Source organism: Natronolimnohabitans innermongolicus JCM 12255, assembly GCF_000337215.1.
Taxonomy (GTDB): Archaea; Halobacteriota; Halobacteria; order Halobacteriales; family Natrialbaceae; genus Natronolimnohabitans; species Natronolimnohabitans innermongolicus.
The window spans coordinates 1-19,233 of the sequence record NZ_AOHZ01000048.1; the positions used below are offsets into that span (position 1 = coordinate 1).

Annotated in this window: 23 protein-coding genes; 12 read left to right on the plus strand and 11 right to left on the minus strand. The window is 65.4% G+C overall.

Features of this window, described 5'->3' with window-relative positions:
- The 3 genes from C493_RS10690 to C493_RS10700 form a co-directional block, all read left to right on the plus strand.
- Positions 1 to 320, plus strand: a 320-nt coding sequence (locus C493_RS10690) for a twin-arginine translocase subunit TatC (protein ID WP_152421143.1), incomplete at its 5' end; no start/stop codon positions are given.
- 69 nt (positions 321 to 389) lie between these two features.
- Complete coding sequence (locus C493_RS10695; RefSeq protein WP_007259447.1) at positions 390 to 572, plus strand: ribbon-helix-helix domain-containing protein; 183 nt, start codon at positions 390 to 392, stop codon at positions 570 to 572.
- A gap of 49 nt (positions 573 to 621) precedes the next feature.
- On the plus strand, positions 622 to 882 hold the full coding sequence (locus C493_RS10700) for a hypothetical protein (protein WP_338042053.1): 261 nt from the start codon (positions 622 to 624) through the stop codon (positions 880 to 882).
- Positions 883 to 892: 10 nt separating this feature from the next.
- Here C493_RS10700 and C493_RS10705 read toward each other — a convergent pair whose 3' ends face one another.
- The 3 genes from C493_RS10705 to C493_RS10715 form a co-directional block, all read right to left on the minus strand.
- Entirely contained in the window at positions 893 to 1,675 is a 783-nt protein-coding gene (locus tag C493_RS10705) for a 23S rRNA (uridine(2552)-2'-O)-methyltransferase (RefSeq protein WP_007259449.1), read from the minus strand.
- A 388-nt stretch (positions 1,676 to 2,063) separates the two neighbouring features.
- Positions 2,064 to 2,408 carry a hypothetical protein gene (locus C493_RS10710; RefSeq protein WP_007259450.1) on the minus strand — a complete coding sequence of 115 codons (345 nt, stop codon included), beginning with the start codon at positions 2,406 to 2,408 and terminating at the stop codon, positions 2,064 to 2,066.
- An 88-nt stretch (positions 2,409 to 2,496) separates the two neighbouring features.
- Positions 2,497 to 3,015, minus strand: coding sequence for a DUF7342 family protein (locus C493_RS10715; protein ID WP_007259451.1), 519 nt, complete (start codon positions 3,013 to 3,015; stop codon positions 2,497 to 2,499).
- A gap of 369 nt (positions 3,016 to 3,384) precedes the next feature.
- Between C493_RS10715 and C493_RS10720 the strand changes: the two genes are divergently transcribed.
- The gene (locus tag C493_RS10720) at positions 3,385 to 3,630 is read left to right on the plus strand and encodes a hypothetical protein (protein WP_049889300.1); all 246 of its coding nucleotides are present in this window, start codon (positions 3,385 to 3,387) and stop codon (positions 3,628 to 3,630) included.
- Between the two features lie 210 nt (positions 3,631 to 3,840).
- Here the strand turns inward: C493_RS10720 and C493_RS10725 are convergent, their stop codons facing one another.
- Positions 3,841 to 4,560 (minus strand): hypothetical protein, encoded by a 720-nt coding sequence (locus C493_RS10725; RefSeq protein WP_007259453.1) that lies wholly within the window; start codon positions 4,558 to 4,560, stop codon positions 3,841 to 3,843.
- Positions 4,561 to 4,781: 221 nt separating this feature from the next.
- On the opposite strand from C493_RS10725, the gene C493_RS10730 reads away from it, so the two are divergent.
- Complete coding sequence (locus tag C493_RS10730) at positions 4,782 to 5,858, plus strand: DUF354 domain-containing protein (protein WP_049889297.1); 1,077 nt, start codon at positions 4,782 to 4,784, stop codon at positions 5,856 to 5,858.
- On the plus strand, positions 5,859 to 6,968 hold the full coding sequence (wecB, locus tag C493_RS10735) for a non-hydrolyzing UDP-N-acetylglucosamine 2-epimerase (protein WP_007259455.1): 1,110 nt from the start codon (positions 5,859 to 5,861) through the stop codon (positions 6,966 to 6,968).
- Between the two features lie 333 nt (positions 6,969 to 7,301).
- On the opposite strand, the gene C493_RS10740 is transcribed toward wecB, so the two are convergent.
- On the minus strand, positions 7,302 to 7,949 hold the full coding sequence (locus C493_RS10740) for a uracil-DNA glycosylase (protein ID WP_007259456.1): 648 nt from the start codon (positions 7,947 to 7,949) through the stop codon (positions 7,302 to 7,304).
- 157 nt (positions 7,950 to 8,106) lie between these two features.
- Between C493_RS10740 and C493_RS10745 the strand changes: the two genes are divergently transcribed.
- The 3 genes from C493_RS10745 to C493_RS10755 all read left to right on the plus strand — a co-directional run bounded on the left by C493_RS10745 (position 8,107) and on the right by C493_RS10755 (position 9,801).
- Positions 8,107 to 8,358, plus strand: a complete 252-nt coding sequence (locus tag C493_RS10745) for a hypothetical protein (protein ID WP_007259457.1) — start codon at positions 8,107 to 8,109, stop codon at positions 8,356 to 8,358.
- A 148-nt stretch (positions 8,359 to 8,506) separates the two neighbouring features.
- The gene (locus tag C493_RS10750; RefSeq protein ID WP_007259458.1) at positions 8,507 to 9,250 is read left to right on the plus strand and encodes a DNA polymerase sliding clamp; all 744 of its coding nucleotides are present in this window, start codon (positions 8,507 to 8,509) and stop codon (positions 9,248 to 9,250) included.
- Between the two features lie 227 nt (positions 9,251 to 9,477).
- Positions 9,478 to 9,801 carry a HalOD1 output domain-containing protein gene (locus tag C493_RS10755; RefSeq protein ID WP_049889298.1) on the plus strand — a complete coding sequence of 108 codons (324 nt, stop codon included), beginning with the start codon at positions 9,478 to 9,480 and terminating at the stop codon, positions 9,799 to 9,801.
- 35 nt (positions 9,802 to 9,836) lie between these two features.
- Here C493_RS10755 and C493_RS10760 read toward each other — a convergent pair whose 3' ends face one another.
- A complete protein-coding gene (locus tag C493_RS10760) occupies positions 9,837 to 10,697 on the minus strand; it encodes an alpha/beta fold hydrolase (RefSeq protein WP_007259460.1) in 861 nt (286 codons plus the stop codon).
- A gap of 196 nt (positions 10,698 to 10,893) precedes the next feature.
- On the opposite strand from C493_RS10760, the gene priL reads away from it, so the two are divergent.
- The gene (gene priL, locus C493_RS10765; protein ID WP_007259461.1) at positions 10,894 to 11,988 is read left to right on the plus strand and encodes a DNA primase regulatory subunit PriL; all 1,095 of its coding nucleotides are present in this window, start codon (positions 10,894 to 10,896) and stop codon (positions 11,986 to 11,988) included.
- Between the two features lie 40 nt (positions 11,989 to 12,028).
- On the opposite strand, the gene C493_RS10770 is transcribed toward priL, so the two are convergent.
- Both C493_RS10770 and C493_RS10775 read right to left on the minus strand, forming a co-directional pair.
- On the minus strand, positions 12,029 to 12,445 hold the full coding sequence (locus tag C493_RS10770; protein WP_007259462.1) for a hypothetical protein: 417 nt from the start codon (positions 12,443 to 12,445) through the stop codon (positions 12,029 to 12,031).
- A gap of 43 nt (positions 12,446 to 12,488) precedes the next feature.
- Positions 12,489 to 12,728 carry a DUF7472 family protein gene (locus C493_RS10775; RefSeq protein WP_007259463.1) on the minus strand — a complete coding sequence of 80 codons (240 nt, stop codon included), beginning with the start codon at positions 12,726 to 12,728 and terminating at the stop codon, positions 12,489 to 12,491.
- 321 nt (positions 12,729 to 13,049) lie between these two features.
- Here C493_RS10775 and C493_RS10780 point away from each other — a divergent pair, with 321 nt between their 5' ends.
- The gene (locus tag C493_RS10780; protein WP_083912403.1) at positions 13,050 to 13,673 is read left to right on the plus strand and encodes an SWIM zinc finger family protein; all 624 of its coding nucleotides are present in this window, start codon (positions 13,050 to 13,052) and stop codon (positions 13,671 to 13,673) included.
- 271 nt (positions 13,674 to 13,944) lie between these two features.
- The gene (locus tag C493_RS10785; protein WP_049889302.1) at positions 13,945 to 15,813 is read left to right on the plus strand and encodes an acyl-CoA dehydrogenase family protein; all 1,869 of its coding nucleotides are present in this window, start codon (positions 13,945 to 13,947) and stop codon (positions 15,811 to 15,813) included.
- Between the two features lie 270 nt (positions 15,814 to 16,083).
- Here the strand turns inward: C493_RS10785 and C493_RS10790 are convergent, their stop codons facing one another.
- The 3 genes from C493_RS10790 to C493_RS10800 form a co-directional block, all read right to left on the minus strand.
- Positions 16,084 to 17,598, minus strand: coding sequence for a M48 family metalloprotease (locus C493_RS10790; RefSeq protein WP_007259466.1), 1,515 nt, complete (start codon positions 17,596 to 17,598; stop codon positions 16,084 to 16,086).
- Between the two features lie 96 nt (positions 17,599 to 17,694).
- The gene (gene hjc / locus C493_RS10795) at positions 17,695 to 18,216 is read right to left on the minus strand and encodes a Holliday junction resolvase Hjc (RefSeq protein WP_007259467.1); all 522 of its coding nucleotides are present in this window, start codon (positions 18,214 to 18,216) and stop codon (positions 17,695 to 17,697) included.
- 90 nt (positions 18,217 to 18,306) lie between these two features.
- The gene (locus tag C493_RS10800; protein ID WP_007259468.1) at positions 18,307 to 19,143 is read right to left on the minus strand and encodes a CPBP family intramembrane glutamic endopeptidase; all 837 of its coding nucleotides are present in this window, start codon (positions 19,141 to 19,143) and stop codon (positions 18,307 to 18,309) included.
- Between the last annotated feature and the right edge of the window lie 90 nt (positions 19,144 to 19,233).

A 19,233-nucleotide genomic window follows, 5' to 3' on the forward strand; every position in this document is an offset into this window, starting at 1 on the left:
ATGTGTATAAGAGACAGGGCTTCCTCTTTAACATCGTCGTCACGATGGCGCTGTTCCACATCGGCGGCATCGTCAACTATCGGACGATGCTGGAGCGCTGGCGGCCCGTCGTGGTCGGCATCTTCGCCGTCGCCGCCTTCGCCAGCCCGAAGGGAATCCTGACGATGTTACTGCTGGCGACGCCGATCGCGCTCACGTACGTACTCGGCCTCGGCGTCCTCTACGTACTCACCGCCGGCGGACGGCTGTTCGGCGGCGGTGGCGGCGGTGGCGGCAGGAGCGATCCCGATCCCGAACCCGAGAGCGCCGTCGCCGAGTGAGCCCGAAACTCGAGGCGTCCGTCGTCGACACCAATTAAGGCAGCGCGCTTCGAACGCTCACGTAGACTGATGCCAAAGATCAGCGTCGAAATTCCACAGGAGCTCCTCGAGGATCTGGACGATCACGTCGGCGACGACGGAAAGTTCGTCAACCGCAGCGACGCGATCCGGGCCTCGATCCGGAAAACGCTCGATATCTTAGACGAGATCGACGAGCGCCACGACAGACTCGAGACCGACGAGAAGAGCTAGAACTTACCGCGCGGGAAAGGGATTATATGGTGGTACCACCCTATAATAGATGATGGAACCACCGGCTGCGAAACAGTGGGACGGGACGGAAACGCAAACAATCGAGTTACCGCCGGCGACGACACAGCGCGCGCTGCACGAAGCGATCGGTCACCTGTACGACCAACTCGCACTCGAGCAGACGCGCCAGGAACGCGAGACCGAACTCCCGGACGACGTTTTCGACGCGATCGAAGCGCTCTACGTCGCGACCGCCGAGGAGTCGATCTCGCGCCTCGAGATCAGTTACGAACTCGAGACCGAGCGCTGACGGACTCGTCTCAGTCCCGATCGACCGGCTCCGCGAAGCCGAAGTTCGGCTTGACGTCGTTGACGCGGACGGTCACGACGTCGCCCTCCTCGGTCGACGGCACGAACAGCCGGTAGCCCTCGATCGACGCGATGCCGTCCCCTTCGCTGCCGACGTCGACGATCTCGACCTCGAGTTCGTCGCCCGGTCGAACGGGCGCGGTGAGTCGTCCCTTGCCGATGAGATAGATCTCGGAGGACTCGTCGCGGCTGGCTTTCGGCGCCGTCGCGCGAACGTACTGGAACTCGTCATCGAGGTCGGCCCGGAGGTCGTCGACGTCGGGACCCTCGAAGACCTTGACGACGAAGTTACCGCCGGTATCGAGGAGTTCGAGCGCGGTTTCGAAGGCCTGACGCGCGAGATATAACGATCGAGCCTGGTCGAGCGAGTACTCGCCGGACATGTTGGGCGCCATGTCCGAGACGACGGCGTCGACCTCGCCGCCGGCGGCGTCGATGACCCGCTCGCGCGTTCGGTCCTCGGTCATGTCGCCGCGGATCGTCTCGACGCGCTCGTCGATCGTCCCCTCGAGGTCCTTGATTCGCTGAAGGTCGACGCCGATCACGTTTCCGCGGGGGCCGACCTTCTCGGCGGCGACCTGCAGCCAGCCGCCGGGGGCCGCACCGAGGTCGACGACCGTGTCGCCGCCGTTGATGACGTTCTCGAGGTCGTCTAACTGTTTGAGTTTGTAGGCCGCCCGCGAGCGGTAGCCTTCCTGTTTCGCCCTGTTGTAGTAGTCGTCTTTTCGTGTCATGAATACCTCACCGAGGTTCGTGGCGTGGTGACGAGGATCCGTGAATCCGCGTTCATACTCGTCGTGAAGTGGGCGATCCGGAAATGCACATCGGATGCGATGCCAGCCGCGCTGGAGGCCCGCATCTCGCTGCGAACTCGACGGCAGCCGGTGATCATCGCGGGTTCGGTGGCGTTGTCCCGAAAGCGGGGTCACGTCGGTCGCAGTCGGGGCGAGGAGGAAGTCGTCGAACGGTACCCGATCCCAGTTTCGCCACAGACTGGAATCGGAGTCGCTTCCCCAGACCGTATCCTCTCCCCGGTACCTCGCCCGGAGTAGCGTACTTCAGAACTGACGAAGAATCGGAACCGTCTCCCATCGCCTTGATCGTCGCCGGTGACGCCTCCGCCTACTGTCGTTCCCACAGCGTCTCGATGCGCTCCTCGATACGATCGAGGACGAGGCGGGTCACGTCGCGGTGATCGTTCGGCCACTGGGCGTCCACCGCGTCGGTGCGACCAGCGGCCGGCGGCGGATGGAAGTGATCCCGCGAATTGTGCGCGTTCGGATGCCGATCCCATCGACACGTCCACGCACTGTCCCGTCGTTCCTCTCGATAATGGACGTTGAAGTCGTCGTTTCGATACCAGCGAATCTCGAAGCGAGCGGACACCTCAGTTGGGTAGTAGGCCCCGGACACTTCGACGCGGAGGTGGAGTTTTCCCTCCTCGACGATCTCCGCCGACTCGAACATGCGGCGCCCGACAAATCGGGACTGCATCCGCTCCAACACTGACCGATCTATCGGCGCGGGGCTCGCACCGTCGTTCGCCGGCACCATGTCAGCTGTGCGACGGAGCCGTCGAGCCAGCGGCTTTCCTCCGAGCGCGTTCGTGAAGGCGACGCTCTTCGATGACGGTGGCCCAATCACTGAGTTCCACGTACACGTCGTCGACGCGCTCCGCGTCGAACTCGAGGACATCGACTTCAGCGGGCGAGTCGGCGTCGTACTCGTCGCGATACTCCTCGATCCGGTCGGTCAGCTCCGATACGCGGGCCTGTAACTCGTCGACGGTGTTCTCCCGCGCCAGTTCGTTCACCCGCCGCCACTCGAAGTAGTCGTCGTTGCGCTCGTACCTGACTGGCCGGCCCTCGTGCCGAATGACGATTCCAAGGTCGGCGTAGAAGGACAGGTGTGTCCGCGCCGACTCCGCCGAACAGTCCGCCCGGTCGGCGATCTCGGCGGCCGTCATCGGCTCTCGGGCGTGCAGCACTGCCCCGTACACGCGCTGCTTCGTGTCCTCGTCTGAGAACGGTCTATCGAACGGGGGCGGGCCGTCGCGTGGGTCGTCGTCCGTCATACTCCTCCCAACGGGCCCAACACACATATTTCTTCTTTCACCCAAAATATATCGTTCGACGACGCCGTTCGTCGCCATCTACGCCATCAGGTTCCGATCCATTTGACGCCCGCCATTGAGTCTCAGCCGCTACCAGCGACTGAATGAACCGTTCGAGGCCGGGTGCGGACGGCGACGAGTTAGTAGGTCAAACAGGCCGGGAGGAGTAGTTGTAGTAGTCGTCTTTTCGGGCCATAATCGGTTGTCTCGAGCGCTCTATAGTAGCTTCGGACGGATCAGTGTGACGAGACGCGGTTCCGCGGTGCGCTCGCGGTCGAGGTAGCAGTTTCCTGCATGCCGTTTACTATCGGCGGTCGCCACTCGCCGACCATGGAGACACCACCCGAACTCGAGGCGGCGGCGGGCGATAGCGACGACGTTTCGATTACGACGCGTGACTACGGCGACGAACAGGAGATCGCGGTCGACTTCGGGCGGACCGGCGAGAAACCCTCGCTCGACGTGGTCGACGAGACGGCGATCGTCGTGGTCGGCGACCAGCAGTTCGAGTTCGGCGTGCCGGCCGACGCCAGCGAGGTCACGGTCAACGACGGGATCCTGACGATCAGGAACTGATACTGCCGGACGGAATGAGTTGAAGATCGGTCGCCCTACTGCGGTCGTCTCCGAAGGCGACGACCGCGAATTCGCGACTGACTGCTCACTGACTGCTGTCCGACAGTATGAAAAGCGGTCGATCCGCGTCCTCGGCCGGTTCCGAGTGCCGACGAGAACGACGACTCGCAAAAACGTCGGGAACCGACCGCACTTCGCCGGTCGAACGGACTACTCTGGACCGTCTCGACGTCCCACGTCCGCTTCCGAACCGATCTCGGCTTCGGGATCGCCGTCGGTCACGTCCGCGGGATCGACGTCGACGTCAGCCCGATCCGTCGACTCCTGAGCGTCGACCGACTCCTCGAGGCCGGCGTCCGACTCCGCGTCCGTTTCCGAGCCGGGTGTGGAGTCGGAGTCGGACTCCGATTCCGGCGGTTTCATCCCGTCGGCCGGATCGACGCGCGCGTCACCCTCCCCGGTATCGTAGTAGCCGCTGTCTTCCATCAGCGGCTCGGCGTCCTCGAGGCCGCCGGTTCCGGGCTCGTCTCGCGATGCGTCGGCGTCGACCGCGGTCTCGGTGGGGTTCGAGGCGACGGGTTCGCCGGCCGCGCGTTGGACGTCGTCGTCATCACCGCCGACGGTTTCACGCTGGTCTTCGTCGACGGCGGACCGGTCGCCCGTCGACCCCGCGGTGACGCTCTCGGCGTCGAACGCGCCCTCGAGGCGAATCGCGTCGTCGCCGATCTCGGTCACGGCGTCGTCGGTCACCGGGACGGCTTCCGTCGCGCTCTCGTCCCAGTCGAGGACGGCCCGCGTCGCATCGGCCGCGTCGGGAGTCGGTTCGACGTAGGCGGTCTCGCGGTCGATATCGACGACGACGCCGAGTCGGTCGCCGTCGGCGCTCTCGAGCGATTTCCCGATATCGTCGTCGGTGAACGTCGGGCTCATGTCGATGCCTCGAGTCGTCCCGGACAAGCCGTCCGTGCCTGCAAGTGCTCGCGGGGCGGAGAATGGGGCAGTTACCTTCGATTTTCCAGATCGTCACTATATCGGCGTTATGGGGCCTAACGAGCCGTTATTGGGGACATACTGCCGCCGTCGATTCCGTATCCGACGAATAACGATGTGGCGCTCCGAGTGGAGTATAACCGTCCGAAACGGTGACCCTCATGAAGTGTCTGATATTCAATAACACACCAGCACACGTCCATATGTACAAACACGTCGTGCACCGCCTCGAGGAGGACGGTCACGACGTGCTCGTTCTGGCACGAGACGACGAGGTGACGGAAGCGCTCCTCGCCGACGCCGATCTCCCCTACGAAATCTACGGCAAACGCAGCGAGTCACTGCACTCGCTGGCCTGGGAACTGCCGTCGCACGTCTCGACGATCGTTCGCCGCGCGCGGCAGTTCGATCCCGACGTCGTCTTCGGGAAAGGGCCCTACGCCGCGGTCGCCGGGACGGTGACGCGAACGCCGACGATCGCCGTCCTCGACTCCGAAACGTCGATGGACCACGTCGTCGCTCGGCCGTTCGTCCGCGCGATCCTGACGCCGACGGCGTTCCGGAAGGACCTCGGCGACAAACACTACCAGTTCGCCGGCGTCACCGAGACGGCCTACCTCCACCCGGACGTCTTCGAGCCCGACCCGTCGATCCGCGACGATCTGGGCGTCGGACCGAACGAATCCTACGCGCTCGTTCGCTTCAACGCCTTCAACGGTCACCACGACGTCGGCAAGAAGGGCTTCTCCCTCGAGCAGCGACGGACGCTGCTCTCGGAACTCGCAGACCACGGCACCGTCTTCGTCTCCGACGAGAGCGGCGAGCTCGACTTCGACGATCTCCCCGCGCGGCCGTTCGATCTCCACCCCGCGAAGATGCACGACGCGCTGGCCGAGGCGGACCTGCTGGTGGCGGACACACAGACGATGGTCACCGAGGCCGCCCTGCTTGGCACCCCCGCGATTCGCTCGAACTCTTTCGTCGGCGAGGAGGACATGGGCAACTTCATCGAACTCGAGGACCACGGGCTCGTAACGAACCTCTCCTCGTTCGAGGAGGTGCTCGGACAGTCCCAGGCGCTGCTAGCCGACGAGAACGCCGTCGACCGCTGGGAACGGCGCCGCGACGCCTACATCGCCGACGCCGACAACGTGACCGAGTTGCTCTTCGACGTCGCGGTCGCCTACGGGAGCCCCCAGCGCGAGCGACAGACCGCCGAAGCCGCGGGGGTGAGCTAGATGCGAGTCTGTACGATCGTCGGCGCGCGCCCGCAGTTCATCAAGGCCGCCGTCGTCTCCCGGGAGCTCCGCGAGGTCGGCGAGGAGGTGCTGGTCCACACCGGACAGCACTACGACGAGGAGATGTCCGACGTTTTCTTCGACGAACTGGGTATTCCGGAGCCCGACTACAACCTCGGCGTCCAGTCGGGGCCTCACGGGCGCCAGACGGCGAAGATGATCGCCGAAATCGAACCCGTCGTCGAGGAGGAAGACCCAGACGTCATGTTGCTCTACGGCGACACCAACTCGACGCTCGCGGGCGCCATCGTCGGCTCGAAGTGCGATATGGCCGTCGCCCACGTCGAGGCCGGCCTGCGCAGCTACAACCGAGACATGCCCGAGGAGATCAACCGCGTGCTGACCGACCACGCCTCCGACTGCTGTTTCGCGCCGAGCGAGAGTGCGGTCGAAACGCTCGCCGACGAGGGGATCACCGACGGCGTCTACCTGACCGGCGACGTGATGTACGACAGCGTGCTCGCCGTCCGCGAACGGGTCGCCGACAGCTCGAGCGTCCTCGACGACCTCGGGGTCAGCGAGGACGAGTTCGTCCTGGCGACGGTCCACCGCCAGTCGAACACCGATGACCCGGAGAATCTCGAGGCGATCCTCGACGCCCTCGAGGACGTTTCCGAACCGATCGTCTTCCCGGCCCATCCGCGAACCGTCGACCGACTCGAGGAGTACGACCTCCGCGAGCGGGCCGACGAGGTCTTCGAACTCGTCGAGCCGCTCGGCTACCTCGATTTCGTCCGGCTGATGGACGCCGCCGAGCGCATCGTCACCGACTCCGGCGGCGTCCAGAAGGAAGCGTTCTTCCTCGAGACACCCTGCGTGACCCTGCGCGAGGAAACCGAGTGGGTCGAGACCGTCGAGGCCGACTGGAACGAACTCGTCGGCACCGACACCGACGCGATCCGCGACGCCCTCGAGCGCGAGGAGTGGCCCGACGACACGCCGAATCCCTACGGCGACGGGGAGGCGAGCCGCCGGATCGCCGAGATTCTGCAAGAACGCGTCGCGGACGTCGAACCGGAGGCGGAAGTCGGTTCGGCGGCCGGCGACTGACTCGACTCGCGCGTTCACGGAACTGGATCGCGATCGTAGTGTCACGTACTGAACTGGAACACGGTCGCGGTATTACGTACTTACACTGGAACGCGGTCGCGGTGGCGCGTGCTGACGCCAGTGAGCCATCGGCGAACTGGCGCTCGAACGCACGGTGGTCTTCGTGAGCGCGAGCGACCGAATCGGCTGGGGAGGGCGTGGCGATTCCCTGTTGCCACGGTAGTAGCGTCGCGGTCTGTTCTCATGAAGCGCATAGCGATCCGTCTCCTCGAAGACTCGAGACACTAACCGACTTAGGTAACGAGAGAGACAGCGCCCCACGCGAAAGACAACTCAGGCCTCCTCGAGCGCGGCCCGCAGATCCGACTCGATGGCGTCGACCTTGCTGCGGTCGTACAGCGCGGCGGCGGGATGGAACGCCGGCCTGACGGTCCGTACCGTCTGCGCTCGCGGGTCGGTTCCCGCCCCGCTCGAGGAGTTCGAGGAACTCGAGGTGCGTAGCACCTCGCACTCGAACGACTCACCACGAACGTCCGTGATCGTCTCGTCGGTCTCGAGCAACTCGCCGGTCGCGAAGCTCCCCATCGGAACGATCACCGAGGGGTCGACGCACTCGATCTCGGCCTCGAAGACGGGCCACCAGGCTTCGATCTCGGCGACTCGAGGGTCGCGGTTCTCGGGCGGGCGCACCTTCACGAGGTTGGTAACGTAGAGGTCCCGCCGGTCGTGACCGATGGACTCAAGCGCACGATCGAGCTGCTGGCCGGCCTGCCCGACGAACGGCTCACCCTGGGTTACCTCCTGTTTTCCTGGCGCCTCGCCGACGAGCATCGCGTCGGCCGAGAGCGGCCCGACGCCGCCGACGAACCGCTCGGGGTCGTACTGGTCGACCGGGACGCCCTCGAGGGCGTCGGCGAACTCGCTTTCGAACCGCCAGCCGGTTGACTCGACGTCGGTGTCAGCGCCGTTTGAGTCGCCCATAGGGCGTCTTTCGTCCGCGCGGCAAACGGTTGTTGCCTTGCGTTTCCCAGCGTGGAACGCGTTCGCACCGAGACTCGCCCGACTCGAGCGATCCGGAACGACGACGGTTGCGAGCGCTGGGACAGTCGTTTTCCGATCCAGCGCTGGAGCGAGGACCATGGGCCAAGAGATCACGATTGACGAGGCCGGCAAGCGCGTGATCGACAGCGACGGCAACGAGATCGGCGTCGTCGTCGATGTCGATACCGACGAGGACACCGCCTACGTCGACCCCGATCAGGAGCAACTCGCCGGCGAGCTCAAGACCCGTCTCGGCTGGGGGAGCGACGCCCAGAGCAAGTACCCGCTTCGAAACGACGCGATCAGCACAGTTACAGAAAACGCAATTCAGTTACGCAACGAGTACTGACCGCGGAACTCGACATTGTCGAGCAGATACGAAACCGTCGACAGCGTTCGCGGACTGTTCGCGGGACCCACAAAATCGAGATACCGCTACCTGATCGCCCGCGCGTAAAGGGTGCCTTTTTATGGCAACCGTCCGTAGGCCGTCCTATATGTTCAAGGCCATCGTGAGCGCGGAAACGCTCACCAGCGCGCTCGATTCGGTGAGCGTGCTGGTCGACGAGTGTAAGATTCACCTCGAGGAGGACGGCCTCGAGATCCGGGCCGTCGATCCCGCCAACGTCGGCATGGTCGACCTCTCGCTCGATGCCTCGGCGTTCGAATCCTACGACGCCGACGGCGGGCTGATCGGCGTCGACCTCTCGCGGCTCGAGGACATCGCTGGCATGGCCGAGTCCGGCCAGCTCATCCAGCTCGAACTCGACGAAGAGACTCGCAAACTCCACATTCAGATCGAAGGGCTCGAGTACACGCTCGCGCTGATCGATCCCGACTCCATCCGTCAGGAGCCGGACATTCCGGATCTGGACCTGCCCGCGGAGGTCATCCTCGAAGGGAAAGACGTCAACCGCTCGGTGAAAGCCGCCGACATGGTCTCCGACCACATCGCACTCGGCGTCGACGAGGGCGAAGAGTTCTTCTACGTCGACGCGGAGGGCGACACCGACGACGTCCACCTCGAGCTCACCCAGGGGGATCTGATCGACCTGCAGGTCGGCCCGGCACACTCGCTGTTCTCGCTCGATTACCTCAAAGACATGAACAAGGCGATCCCCTCGGACACCGAGGTCACCCTCCACCTCGGCGAGGAGTTCCCGGTCAAGATCTACTTCGGCTTCGCGGAAGGGCAGGGACAGGTCACCTACATGCTCGCCCCGCGTATTCAGAGCGACTGATCGAGTCCGGATCGGGCGGGTACTCGCTTCACCAACTCACCGATGACCGCCCGCCGATTACCCCCTTCTCTCCGACCCTACTCCCTTCCGACTCCACACCCGATCGTTCATTTCGCCGAGTCACCGCTTTCGATCGAATGTCGTTTGCAGGACACATTCGTATCATTATTTAAAGAAAGTATATAGGAAGGTGACGACCTACCAGTCAGCTCACAGTAGTCGGTAGTATGCCCTCCACAGACGACACCACAGAGACGATGACAGCCGACGACGAGAGCTTTCTCGCGACGTTCGATCCGGACACCGGCGAACCGGCCAGTGTGACCGTCGTGACGGCCGTCGCATCCCTGTCGGGAGTGGGCCCGCTCGAGCTCGAACCGCTTTACGAGGCCGTCGATCCCGACGCACTCGACGCGTTAGTCCGCCACACCCACCGGGTCGAGGATACCGGGACACACGAACTGTGGTTTTCCTACGAAGGGTACGACGTCGGCGTCCGAAGCGACGGTCGCGTCGAGATCCACGACGGGACGGCGCCTGCAAACGCCTGATTCCGGCCGCGGAGTCGCCTCCTCGAGACGGCCGCTCACTCGTTGGCCTCGAGAAACGCCAGTAGCTCCTCGTTCACTCGCTCGGCGTTCTCGATGAAAAACAGGTGCGACCCGCCCTCGACGCGCTCGAGTCGAGCGTTCGGAATCGCCTCCTCGAGCAACAGTCCGTTCTCGAACGGAACCACGCGGTCTTCGGTGCCGTGGAGGACCAGCGTCGGGACGCGGATGCCGTCGAGGCGGTCGCTGACGTCGAACCCGAGGACGGCCGCGGCCTGGGCCTCGCGGGCCGGGTCGTCGGCGTCCTGCTCGAGTCGCCACTCGAGGATTCGATCCATCAGGTGCGGATTCCGGTTCGTAAAGCGCTCGGTGAACGCCGGTCGCATCCGGTGGCGCAGCGTCTCTCGCTCGCTCGCGCCGCTCGGCGTATCGAAGATGTGCGCCTGCGTCTCGTCGGGGACCGGAACGGCGTCCGGACCGCCGTGGCTCGTACAGCAAAGCGTCAGCGTCTTCGCGCGAGTGTACTCGAGGGCGTAACGCTGGGCGATCATACCGCCCATGCTCGCGCCGACGAGGTGCGCCTCACGGATACCCGCGTCCTCGAGGACGGCCTCGAGGTCGGCCGCCAGCCCGCCGATCGAGTAGCCGGCCAGTTTGAAGATGATCGGCGTCCGGAGTTTGCCGGGGAGGCGGCCGACGAGCGGCGGGAGGCCGACCTCGGAGCGGCCCGTGCCGCGATTGTCGGGAGCGACCACGTCGTAGCGGTCGCGGACGGCCTCGCGCTGCCAGCGCCACATCCAGCGCCCGTAGCCCAGTCCCTGCACGAAGACGACCGGCGTTCCGTCGCCTTCCTCGTACTCGTAGTAGATCGACACGCCGTCGCTGCTGGCCCATGGCATACGCCTACTGACGTATCGGATGCCCTTGAAATCGATCCTCGCCGACGGATTTACCGGCGGGCCGGCGAGCGTCGGGAATTCGAGGCCGAGCGCCGTACACTCGAGGCCACTTTCCCGGCCAATCGTTCGTTACCGGCCCGCACCCCACGTCGAACAATCAGCGGCTTTAACCCCGCGCAGTAACATCCCATTACCGATGCAGCGACTGCACGCCCGCTATCCGTTCCTCGAGGCCGCCCGCGACGCCGTGGCGACGGAGGCCGTCGATCTGGCCACCGTCGTCGAGCAGGACGGTGCGGTCGTCGACCGCGCCCGCGAGCGCGTCGTGACGGCCGTCGAGGACGGCGAGACGGGCGAACCGCGGCGCGAGCCCCGCGTCGAGTTGCTCTCCTACCCCGTCGCCAGAGTCCTCGTCTCGATGATCGGCGAACGCGTCCTCGTCCGGCGGTACGCCCGCGCCGAGGCCGCCACCGCCTACGAACGGTTCGCGGCCGATTTCGATGATACGACCGAACTGAAAAGCGTCCAGTCGACCGACCTCGACCTCGAGACCCTCCTCACCGAGTTCGACCTCACCGACGCCGTCCAGGCGACGGCCGACGGCTACCGCGTCGGCGTCGGCACCTACCTTCCCCTGGCCGAAGACCAGTGGGGCGACGAGTGGCGCCTCGTGAACCGCTCGCTAACCGACGGCGACGTGCCGGTGACCGAGGACGAACTGCGCTCGCTCCTGCGGGAAGCCGTTCGCGGCCGGATCGAAGACGGACTCCCCTTCGACGTCCCCGACGTCATCGCGGCGAGCCTCGAGGACGAGGCCGACGAGGTCCGGGAGGTCCTCGCGGAACTCGATCTCACCCGCGAGATCGACACCGTCGTTCCCGACCTCTTCCCGCCGTGTATGAAGGCGCTGCTCGACGACATCCAGAAGGGCGAACACCTGCCCCACCACTCGCGCTTTGCGATCACCGCCTTCCTGGCGAACATCGGGATGTCCACCGACGAAATCGTCGACCTCTACCGCGTCAACTCCACGTTCGGTGAGGATATGACTCGCTACCAGACCGACCACATCCGCGGCGATACGTCGCCGACGGAGTACTCGACGCCCTCCTGTGCGACGATGCAGTCCTACGGCGACTGCGTGAACAAAGACGACCTCTGTGAGCGCATTCCTCACCCGATGGCCTACTACGAGGAGCGCATCGACGACGCCGACGACGACGATCTCGAGGACTGGCGAGAGGGCGAGGGTGAGGGCGACGACGCCGAGCAGTCGGCCAGCGGCGATTGACGACTCGACGGCGACCGTCTCGACGATCGCAACCGCCGGACTATCGTCGCCGTTCGATCTCTTCGGCTCGTTCCTGAACGTCCGACAGCGCCTGCTCCTGTTCGCCTCGAGCGAGGCCGCCGGACTCGACGTGGCGACCCGCGTACTGGTTCGACGGAATCGCGTTCCAGACGTCCGACTCGGCGTCGTCGCCGTCGCCGTCGTTGCTGGCGTCGCGGTCGGCCGCATCTCGAGGGCCGCGGCGTCGCAGGTGGCGGAGGACGATGACCGTCCCGAACCCGACCCCGGCAACGGCGAAGACGACGCTGATGACAGGGTCGACGACCGCCGTTCGCGCCAGTAACGACGAGCCGAGCAGGGCGAGGACGACGGCGACGACGATCGCCGACCGCGAGGATAGCGGTGTTCCCGACGACTGCGCACTCGCCGACGTCGATTCGGCGCTATCGCTGTTCATATTTCGAGTTATTATCGAGAATACAAAAGCGCAGCGACGAAATTCAGATCGCGTTGTCCGCGTTGTTCTCGGGATCGTTCAGCAAAAACGCGAGGGCGACGCCGATGACGAGCAACAGGAAAATGAATCCGACGATCGCCCCGACGAGCAGTTCGCCCCCTTCGGGGGTGAGGATGCTGTCGTCGCCGGCGTACTCGGTGCCGATGCTCCACATGACGCCGAGCATGATGAAGACGGCAGTGACGGAGACGACGATTTCGATGATGCGCTCTCGCTCGAGCATTATACGATCGGTTTCGGCGGCCCGGCCAAAAGCGCTTCGAAGGGGACGCCGACCGTGAGCGGCGGCGTTCAACGGCGCGTTCGCCCGACGCGCCGGCGGCCGCTCGAGGAGTTTCGACGGCGGAGTTCCACCCGAACCGAAGGGGGTGTGCGTTCGAGGGGTTGTTAAAACGAAAGCCAGCGTGTGCCGGCACGCGCGTTATATCGGTCGAGCGCCTAGGGGACTCGAATAGGCATCCGACCGTTCGTGTCGGTCGAGTGTTCGATCGGCACACCCGATCGATCCCCCTCCGGATCGATCGCTTCCCTCACTGACGCACCCATGAACACAACAGCGTCACCGAAAACCCCCCTGCCAGTACCGACGAGCGACCACCTCGAGGAGCGCTCGCGCCGCGCCCGCACCGAGCCGATGTCGGTGCTTCCCCTGGGCGACGGCCTCTACGAGATTGAATCCGCGAGCGACCACACCTACCTCGTCGACCTCGAGGCCGGCCGCTGTACCTGCCCCGACCACGTCTTCCGGGACGTTCGCTGCAAGCACATCCGCCGGGTCGCGATCGAGATTACCCACGGACGGACGCCGCCGCCGGGAAAACTCTCGGTCACCTGCCACGACTGCGGCGAGACGACGTTCGTCGACGAGGACGCCGCCGAGCCGTTCTACTGCGAGGCGCACACGATCTATCCGGGCGATGCGGTCGTCGACCGCGAGACCGACGACCGGCTCACGGTCGTCGACGTCTCGGAGCTGCGGGCCGACGCGGTCACGATCAGCGACCGCGAGACCACCGTCGCCGACTACGCGACCAACGAGGGCTACGAACCCGACGTCCCCGTCGTCGGCGCCGTCTACCCCCACGCAACCGTCGCCACGAACGGCGTCATCCCCGACTCGCTGAAGGTGTACGTCTTCCCGCGGACGCGACTCGAGAAGGCAACCTAATTTCGCTTCGCGTTCGACGCCACTCCCTCTCGAAGTCCCGTACCCCGACAACCCGTTCGACTCCTGACCACTATGCGGTGGCGCGCGCTGACGGTCGCCCGAGCGAAGGCGAGGGGTCGTCAGCGCACGCCGATGCACGGCGAAACAACGGCCGGAAGCGCGAGGACGATCGCCCATCGACGCGGGTCCCCTTCGAGTCCGTAAACGTCCGGGAACGCATTCCTGGTTTACTCACCTCCGTTTTATGAGCCGCGCCAACAACCACCAGGGTATGAGCGAGGGCGTCGACTACGGACAGTTCGAGGAGGGACGGCACGTCAACTACTGGGATCTGGATCACCCGCTCGAGCGCGCCCTTCGGCGAACCTACACCGACGAGGAGTACGAGTGGGCCGAGCCACACCTCGCCGCGTTCGGCGAGACCGTCGGCCGGACGATCGCGGACAACGCCGACTACGTCGACGACCACGGGCCGGAGCTCCACACCTACGACGACCTCGGCGAGGTGTGGAACCACGTTCGCTACCCGCTCGAGCAAATCGAGAACGACCGATTGGCCTACGAACAGGGGATCGTCGCCGACTCGTTTCGCGCGCCGCCGGGCCGCGAGGAGCCCATGCCGCTTTCGCACACGCTCTCGATGCAGTACCTGCTCAGCTACGCCGACGTCGGCTTCGACTGCCCGGTGGCGATGACCGCCGGCGCCGCGCTCGTCCTGGAGAAGTTCGACGACGGCGACCTCACAGAGTACGCCGACGCCCTGACGAGTCGCACGTACGACGACCTGATCGAGGGAGCGATGTTTCTCACCGAAAAACAGGGCGGGAGCGACGTGGGGGCAAACGAGACCCGCGCCGAATACGACGAATCGGTCGACTGCTGGCGCCTCTACGGCGAGAAGTGGTTCTGCTCGAACATCGACGCCGAGGGAACCCTGGCGCTCGCCCGAACCGAGGACGCACCCGAAGGCACGCAGGGGCTCTCGATGTTTCTGGTCCCCCACGCCGACCCCGACCACGGCGACGGCCCGACCACGAAAGGCGACCGAATCGAGGACGGCCCGCTCGAGCCCGAGGCGGTCAACGACCAGCTGTACCGCCGGCTGAAGGACAAACTCGGCACCACCGCCGTCCCGACCGGCGAGGTCGAGTTCACCGGCGCGAAAGCGTACCTCGTCGGCGAGGAAGAGAACGGGTTCAAGCAAATGACCGAGATGCTCAACCTCGAACGGCTCTCGAACGCCGCGGCGGCCTGCGGGCTGATGGGCCGGGCGGTCCTCGAGAGCACGATCTACGCCGCCAACCGCGAGGCCTTCGGCGACACGATCGATCAGTACCCGCTGATGCGCGCGGACCTGGTCGACATGGTCGTCGACCACGAGGCCGCGACGGCGTTTACATTCGAGGCGGCGCGGCTGCTCGACGTTCGCGAGCGACGCGAACGGACCGGACGCGAGAGCGCCGACGCGACCGGGGCGCACGCTATCGAGAGCGCCGACGACGCCTACCGCCTCATGCGCCTCCTGGTCCCGATCGCCAAGCTCCGAACCGGCCGGATGGCCGTCGACACCGCCTCCTACGCCATGGAGGTCCACGGCGGCAACGGCTACGTGAACGATTTCGTCACCAACCGACTGCTCCGCGACGCGCAGGTGCTGCCCATCTGGGAGGGTACCGAGAACGTCCTCTCGCTGGACGTCCTCCGCGCGCTCGAGCGCGAGAACGCCCACGAACCGCTGCTCGAGGCGATCGAGGGCGCTCTGGAGTCCGCGACTCATCCCGCACTCGCCGACGCCGCCGAAACGGTCGACGCCGAGTACCACGACCTCGCCGGCGCGCTGGCAACGCTGGCCGGCGAGGACGGCGAATACGCACAGCTCACGGCAAAGCGCCTCGCCCACTACGTCTTCGACGTCTTCACCGCCGCGCTGTTGCTCGAGCAGGCACAGGTGGCACTCGAGAACGACGACGGCCGCCCCGCACTGATCGCGCGCCGGTTCGTCGAAACCACCCTCGAGGACCGGCCGGCCCGGGGAATCGCGAGCGGCGATCGGTTCGCCCTCGAGGCGTTCGAGTCGATCGTCAGGGGCGTTCCGGTCGAGCCGGAGACGCTCGCGGAACCGACGGCGGCCGACGACTGATACGGTTTCCTGTCCGTCAGTTTCGGCGCAACCGCCGCCCGGATCGCGGTTGCGCCGGGACATCGGGACAGCAATCCGTATGAGAGGTCGTTTTCGGTATCGTCCAACTGAAACGAGTTCCACACTGCTCGCACAGCTCACGGGTCGTCCCTCCCCGGTTGCGGTTGCGCGGCGCTCACTTCGTTCCGAGCCGCGCGTCCGTCGGGCGATCAGGCGTGCCGTGACGTTCAGTGACTACGATAATTCCGGGAGACCGCGTAACCCGTCCGCTCAGTCCAGTTCTCGCTCGAGTTCCTCGAGCACCGCGAGCCGCCGTTCGGTCGGCGGATGCGTTCGGAACAACCGAAGTCGCAGTCGGTCGATCAGTGACGGCTCGTCGGTCTCGCCCGCCACGGACTCGAGGGGCAGGATCGACAGCGAGGAGACGCCGGCGGCCTCCCGCAGGTCCTGATTCGGGGTCCGCTCGATCCGGTCGTCGAGGGTGCGCAACGCGCCGGCGAGTGCCGCCGGCGAGCCGGTCAGTTCGGCCGCCGTCCGATCAGCACTCAGCTCTCGAGACCGCGAGAGGACGGCGACGATGGCACGGCTGCTCACCCAGGTAACCGTGGCGATGACGAACAGCGTCGTCGTCACGAACCAGTCGATCAGATTGGCGTCGTCGTCGCTTCCGTTTCGGTCGTCCGCGGACTCGCTGGGCGGCGCCATCCGCCACTCGTCGTTCGGACCGAAGATATCCTCGCTGCCCCAGTCGTCGTCGGCCTCGGGCTCGTCGGGTCGTTCCCACTCCTCGTCCTCGAACGCGTCATTCCGAAAGCTCTCCGGGCGGACCCGCGCTCGGAGGCCGTCGGCCAACACGACCGGCGTCGAGACCGCCGTCATCACCATCGCATCACGGTTCGCGACGTGGGCGAGTTCGTGAGCGATAACCGCCTCGAGTTGCGCTTCGGAGAGCGCGCGAACGGCGCCGTAGGAGAGAACAAGATGGATCTCGCTGGGACGGAAGCCGACGACCATCGCTTCGGGTGCGTACGTTTCGGAGATGGCAACCGTCGGCTTCGGGACGCCGAGCTGGGAGGCGACTTTCGTCGTCGCGGCGTGGATCCCCGGCAGCTCGTCGGGCGTCGTCGGCGTCGCGTCGATGCTGTTTTCGATAGCTCGAACCTGATTGAACTCCCGGTAGGCGATCAGCGCCGCGACGGCGAACGTTACGCCGGCGGCGACGTAGAGGCCAGTAACCGGGCCGACGAGCAGGGCGGATAGCAGGGCGACGAACAGCCAGACGGCGCCGAGGAAGCCGATCGTCACGAGGACGAGCAACAGGACGGCGACGGCCATTCGAAGGCACAACGCCCAGTCCGCCGAGCGGCCGAGTACAACGATCGTTACCGCTGCAGTCGCAACGAGACCGACGGTCGCCAGCAACGAGAGCGCGCCCGCAGCGGTCGTCGCCGTCGAAACGCCGAGCGGGACCGCGGCGACGAGAACTATCGTCGTCCAGACGGCGCCGACGAAACCGGTCGCGGCGACGGCGAACACCGCGAGGTAGCCGGCCATCGAGAACGTGGGCCCACCCTCCGCGAGGGCGGCGATTGCCACGAGACCCGCCACCGTCGCGAGTGCGACGACGCTCGCCGCGACCGGTGCGGAGCCGCTTCCGACGGCCTGCCACCACGACGCGGCCGTCACAACCCAGACGACCGCGGCGACGCCGAGCGCGACGCAACAAAAGAGCCCGGTCGAGACGGCGCGAGCGACGGGTGTTACTCGGTTCGGTTCCGTCACCATACGGATAGATTCAACCTACCCAACATAAAACATCTGGGTGAACGTCGAACGGATCGACGGTCCTCCGGTCGAGAGCGAGACCACGTTCGCGACGGTCTACTCGAGCAGTTCCGCCGCTTCCTCGACGTCCATGACGTCCTGTTTGACGGCGTTCAGTATTCGGAGCACCTCCTCGTCGGGGCCGTCGTCGCCGTCGTCGGCGACCTCCGCGAGGGTGACCTTCTCGCTCTCGCCGACGAACTCGGCGAAGTCGGTGCCGTCGGCGATGGCGGTCTCCTTTTTGACGCGGTAGTTGCCGCCGTCGGTGACGTAGAGGTCGCCGGGATGAAAGAAGTACCAGTCCTCGCGGTCGAATCGGACGCCGATGCGGGGTTTGGCGCCGAAGTTCTGCGCGAAGTAGATCAGCGCTTCGACCTCCTCGCCGGTGAGATAGATCGGGTCGCCCGAACTCGATTTCGCCTCGATCGCGTAGAAGCGCTCGCCGTCGCCGGCGAGTACGTCGGGGAGTTCGCGTTCGGTAGCAGAGCCGCTCGCGGGGGCGCGCATCACCGCGAAGCCGGACTCGTCGAGTTCGTTGACGAGTTCCCGCTCGCGGCGGTCGCCCTTCGCCTGAGACATACCCCTCTCTCGCCCGCGGGGGATAATAAATGGCAGGAGGGCGAGACGGACGTGGCGGCGAGGCGGGTGCAGTCGATTACACTCGATCGATTACAGCGGAAGGACCGAAAGCGCGTCGACGAGCAGCGACGGCGCGGGTTCGCCCTGTTCGATGTCGTACTCGATGGCGATGTAGAGCATCACGAACTGGAAGGCATTGAGCACAGCGTGGGCGGCCGTCGGCACCAGGAGGTTGTCGGTCTTCGCGTAGACGTAGCCGAAGATGACCGAACCGCCGAACATGACCGTCAGCGAAGCCATCGTCGCGACCATCGTCTCGGCGAACATGTACATCGGGAAGTGGACGGCCGCGAAGATGACGCTCGTCACGACGATCGCTTGCATCCGCGAAAACGCCTCGTAGAGGCGTTTCTGGATGATATTGCGGAAGAGGAACTCCTCCGCCGGCGCGTTGAAGAAGAAGACGATGACGATCATGATCAGGATCATCGTCTGGTCCTCGCCGACGATGTCCATGACGTTGCTCTCCGCGGCGGTGACGCCGAGGAGGGTAAAGATGATGCTGATCGCGTACAGGAACGCGATGCTTCCGATACTCCCGAGGATCAGGTACTTCCAGTCGGTCGCCGTCGGCACGCGGAGGTCGATCCAGCCCAACCCGCGGTCGGTCCACAGGAGGTAGATGATGCCGGCCAGCGCCATCCCGACGAAGTTGAGGGCCAACGCGAGCGAGCGCCCCTCGAGCGAGCCCTGTTCGAGTCCCTCGATCATCGCGGGATCGAGCAGGAACGCCGGAAGCGTCGTGAAGTTCGGAAGGACGAAGAGTCCGAAAACCGTCAGCCCCACGGCGACGAGTATCGAGCGAAGCGGCGCGCCGTCACGAGTGACGTCTGCGTCGGCGTCGGGGGAACTGGAGGACGTTTCCATACGGCCGCGTACGGTCGCCCGGTCCTTGGGTGTTCCTTTCGGCTCACCGATCGCCGAGCGATAGCACACGGCGAACGATCGGCGTCGGGT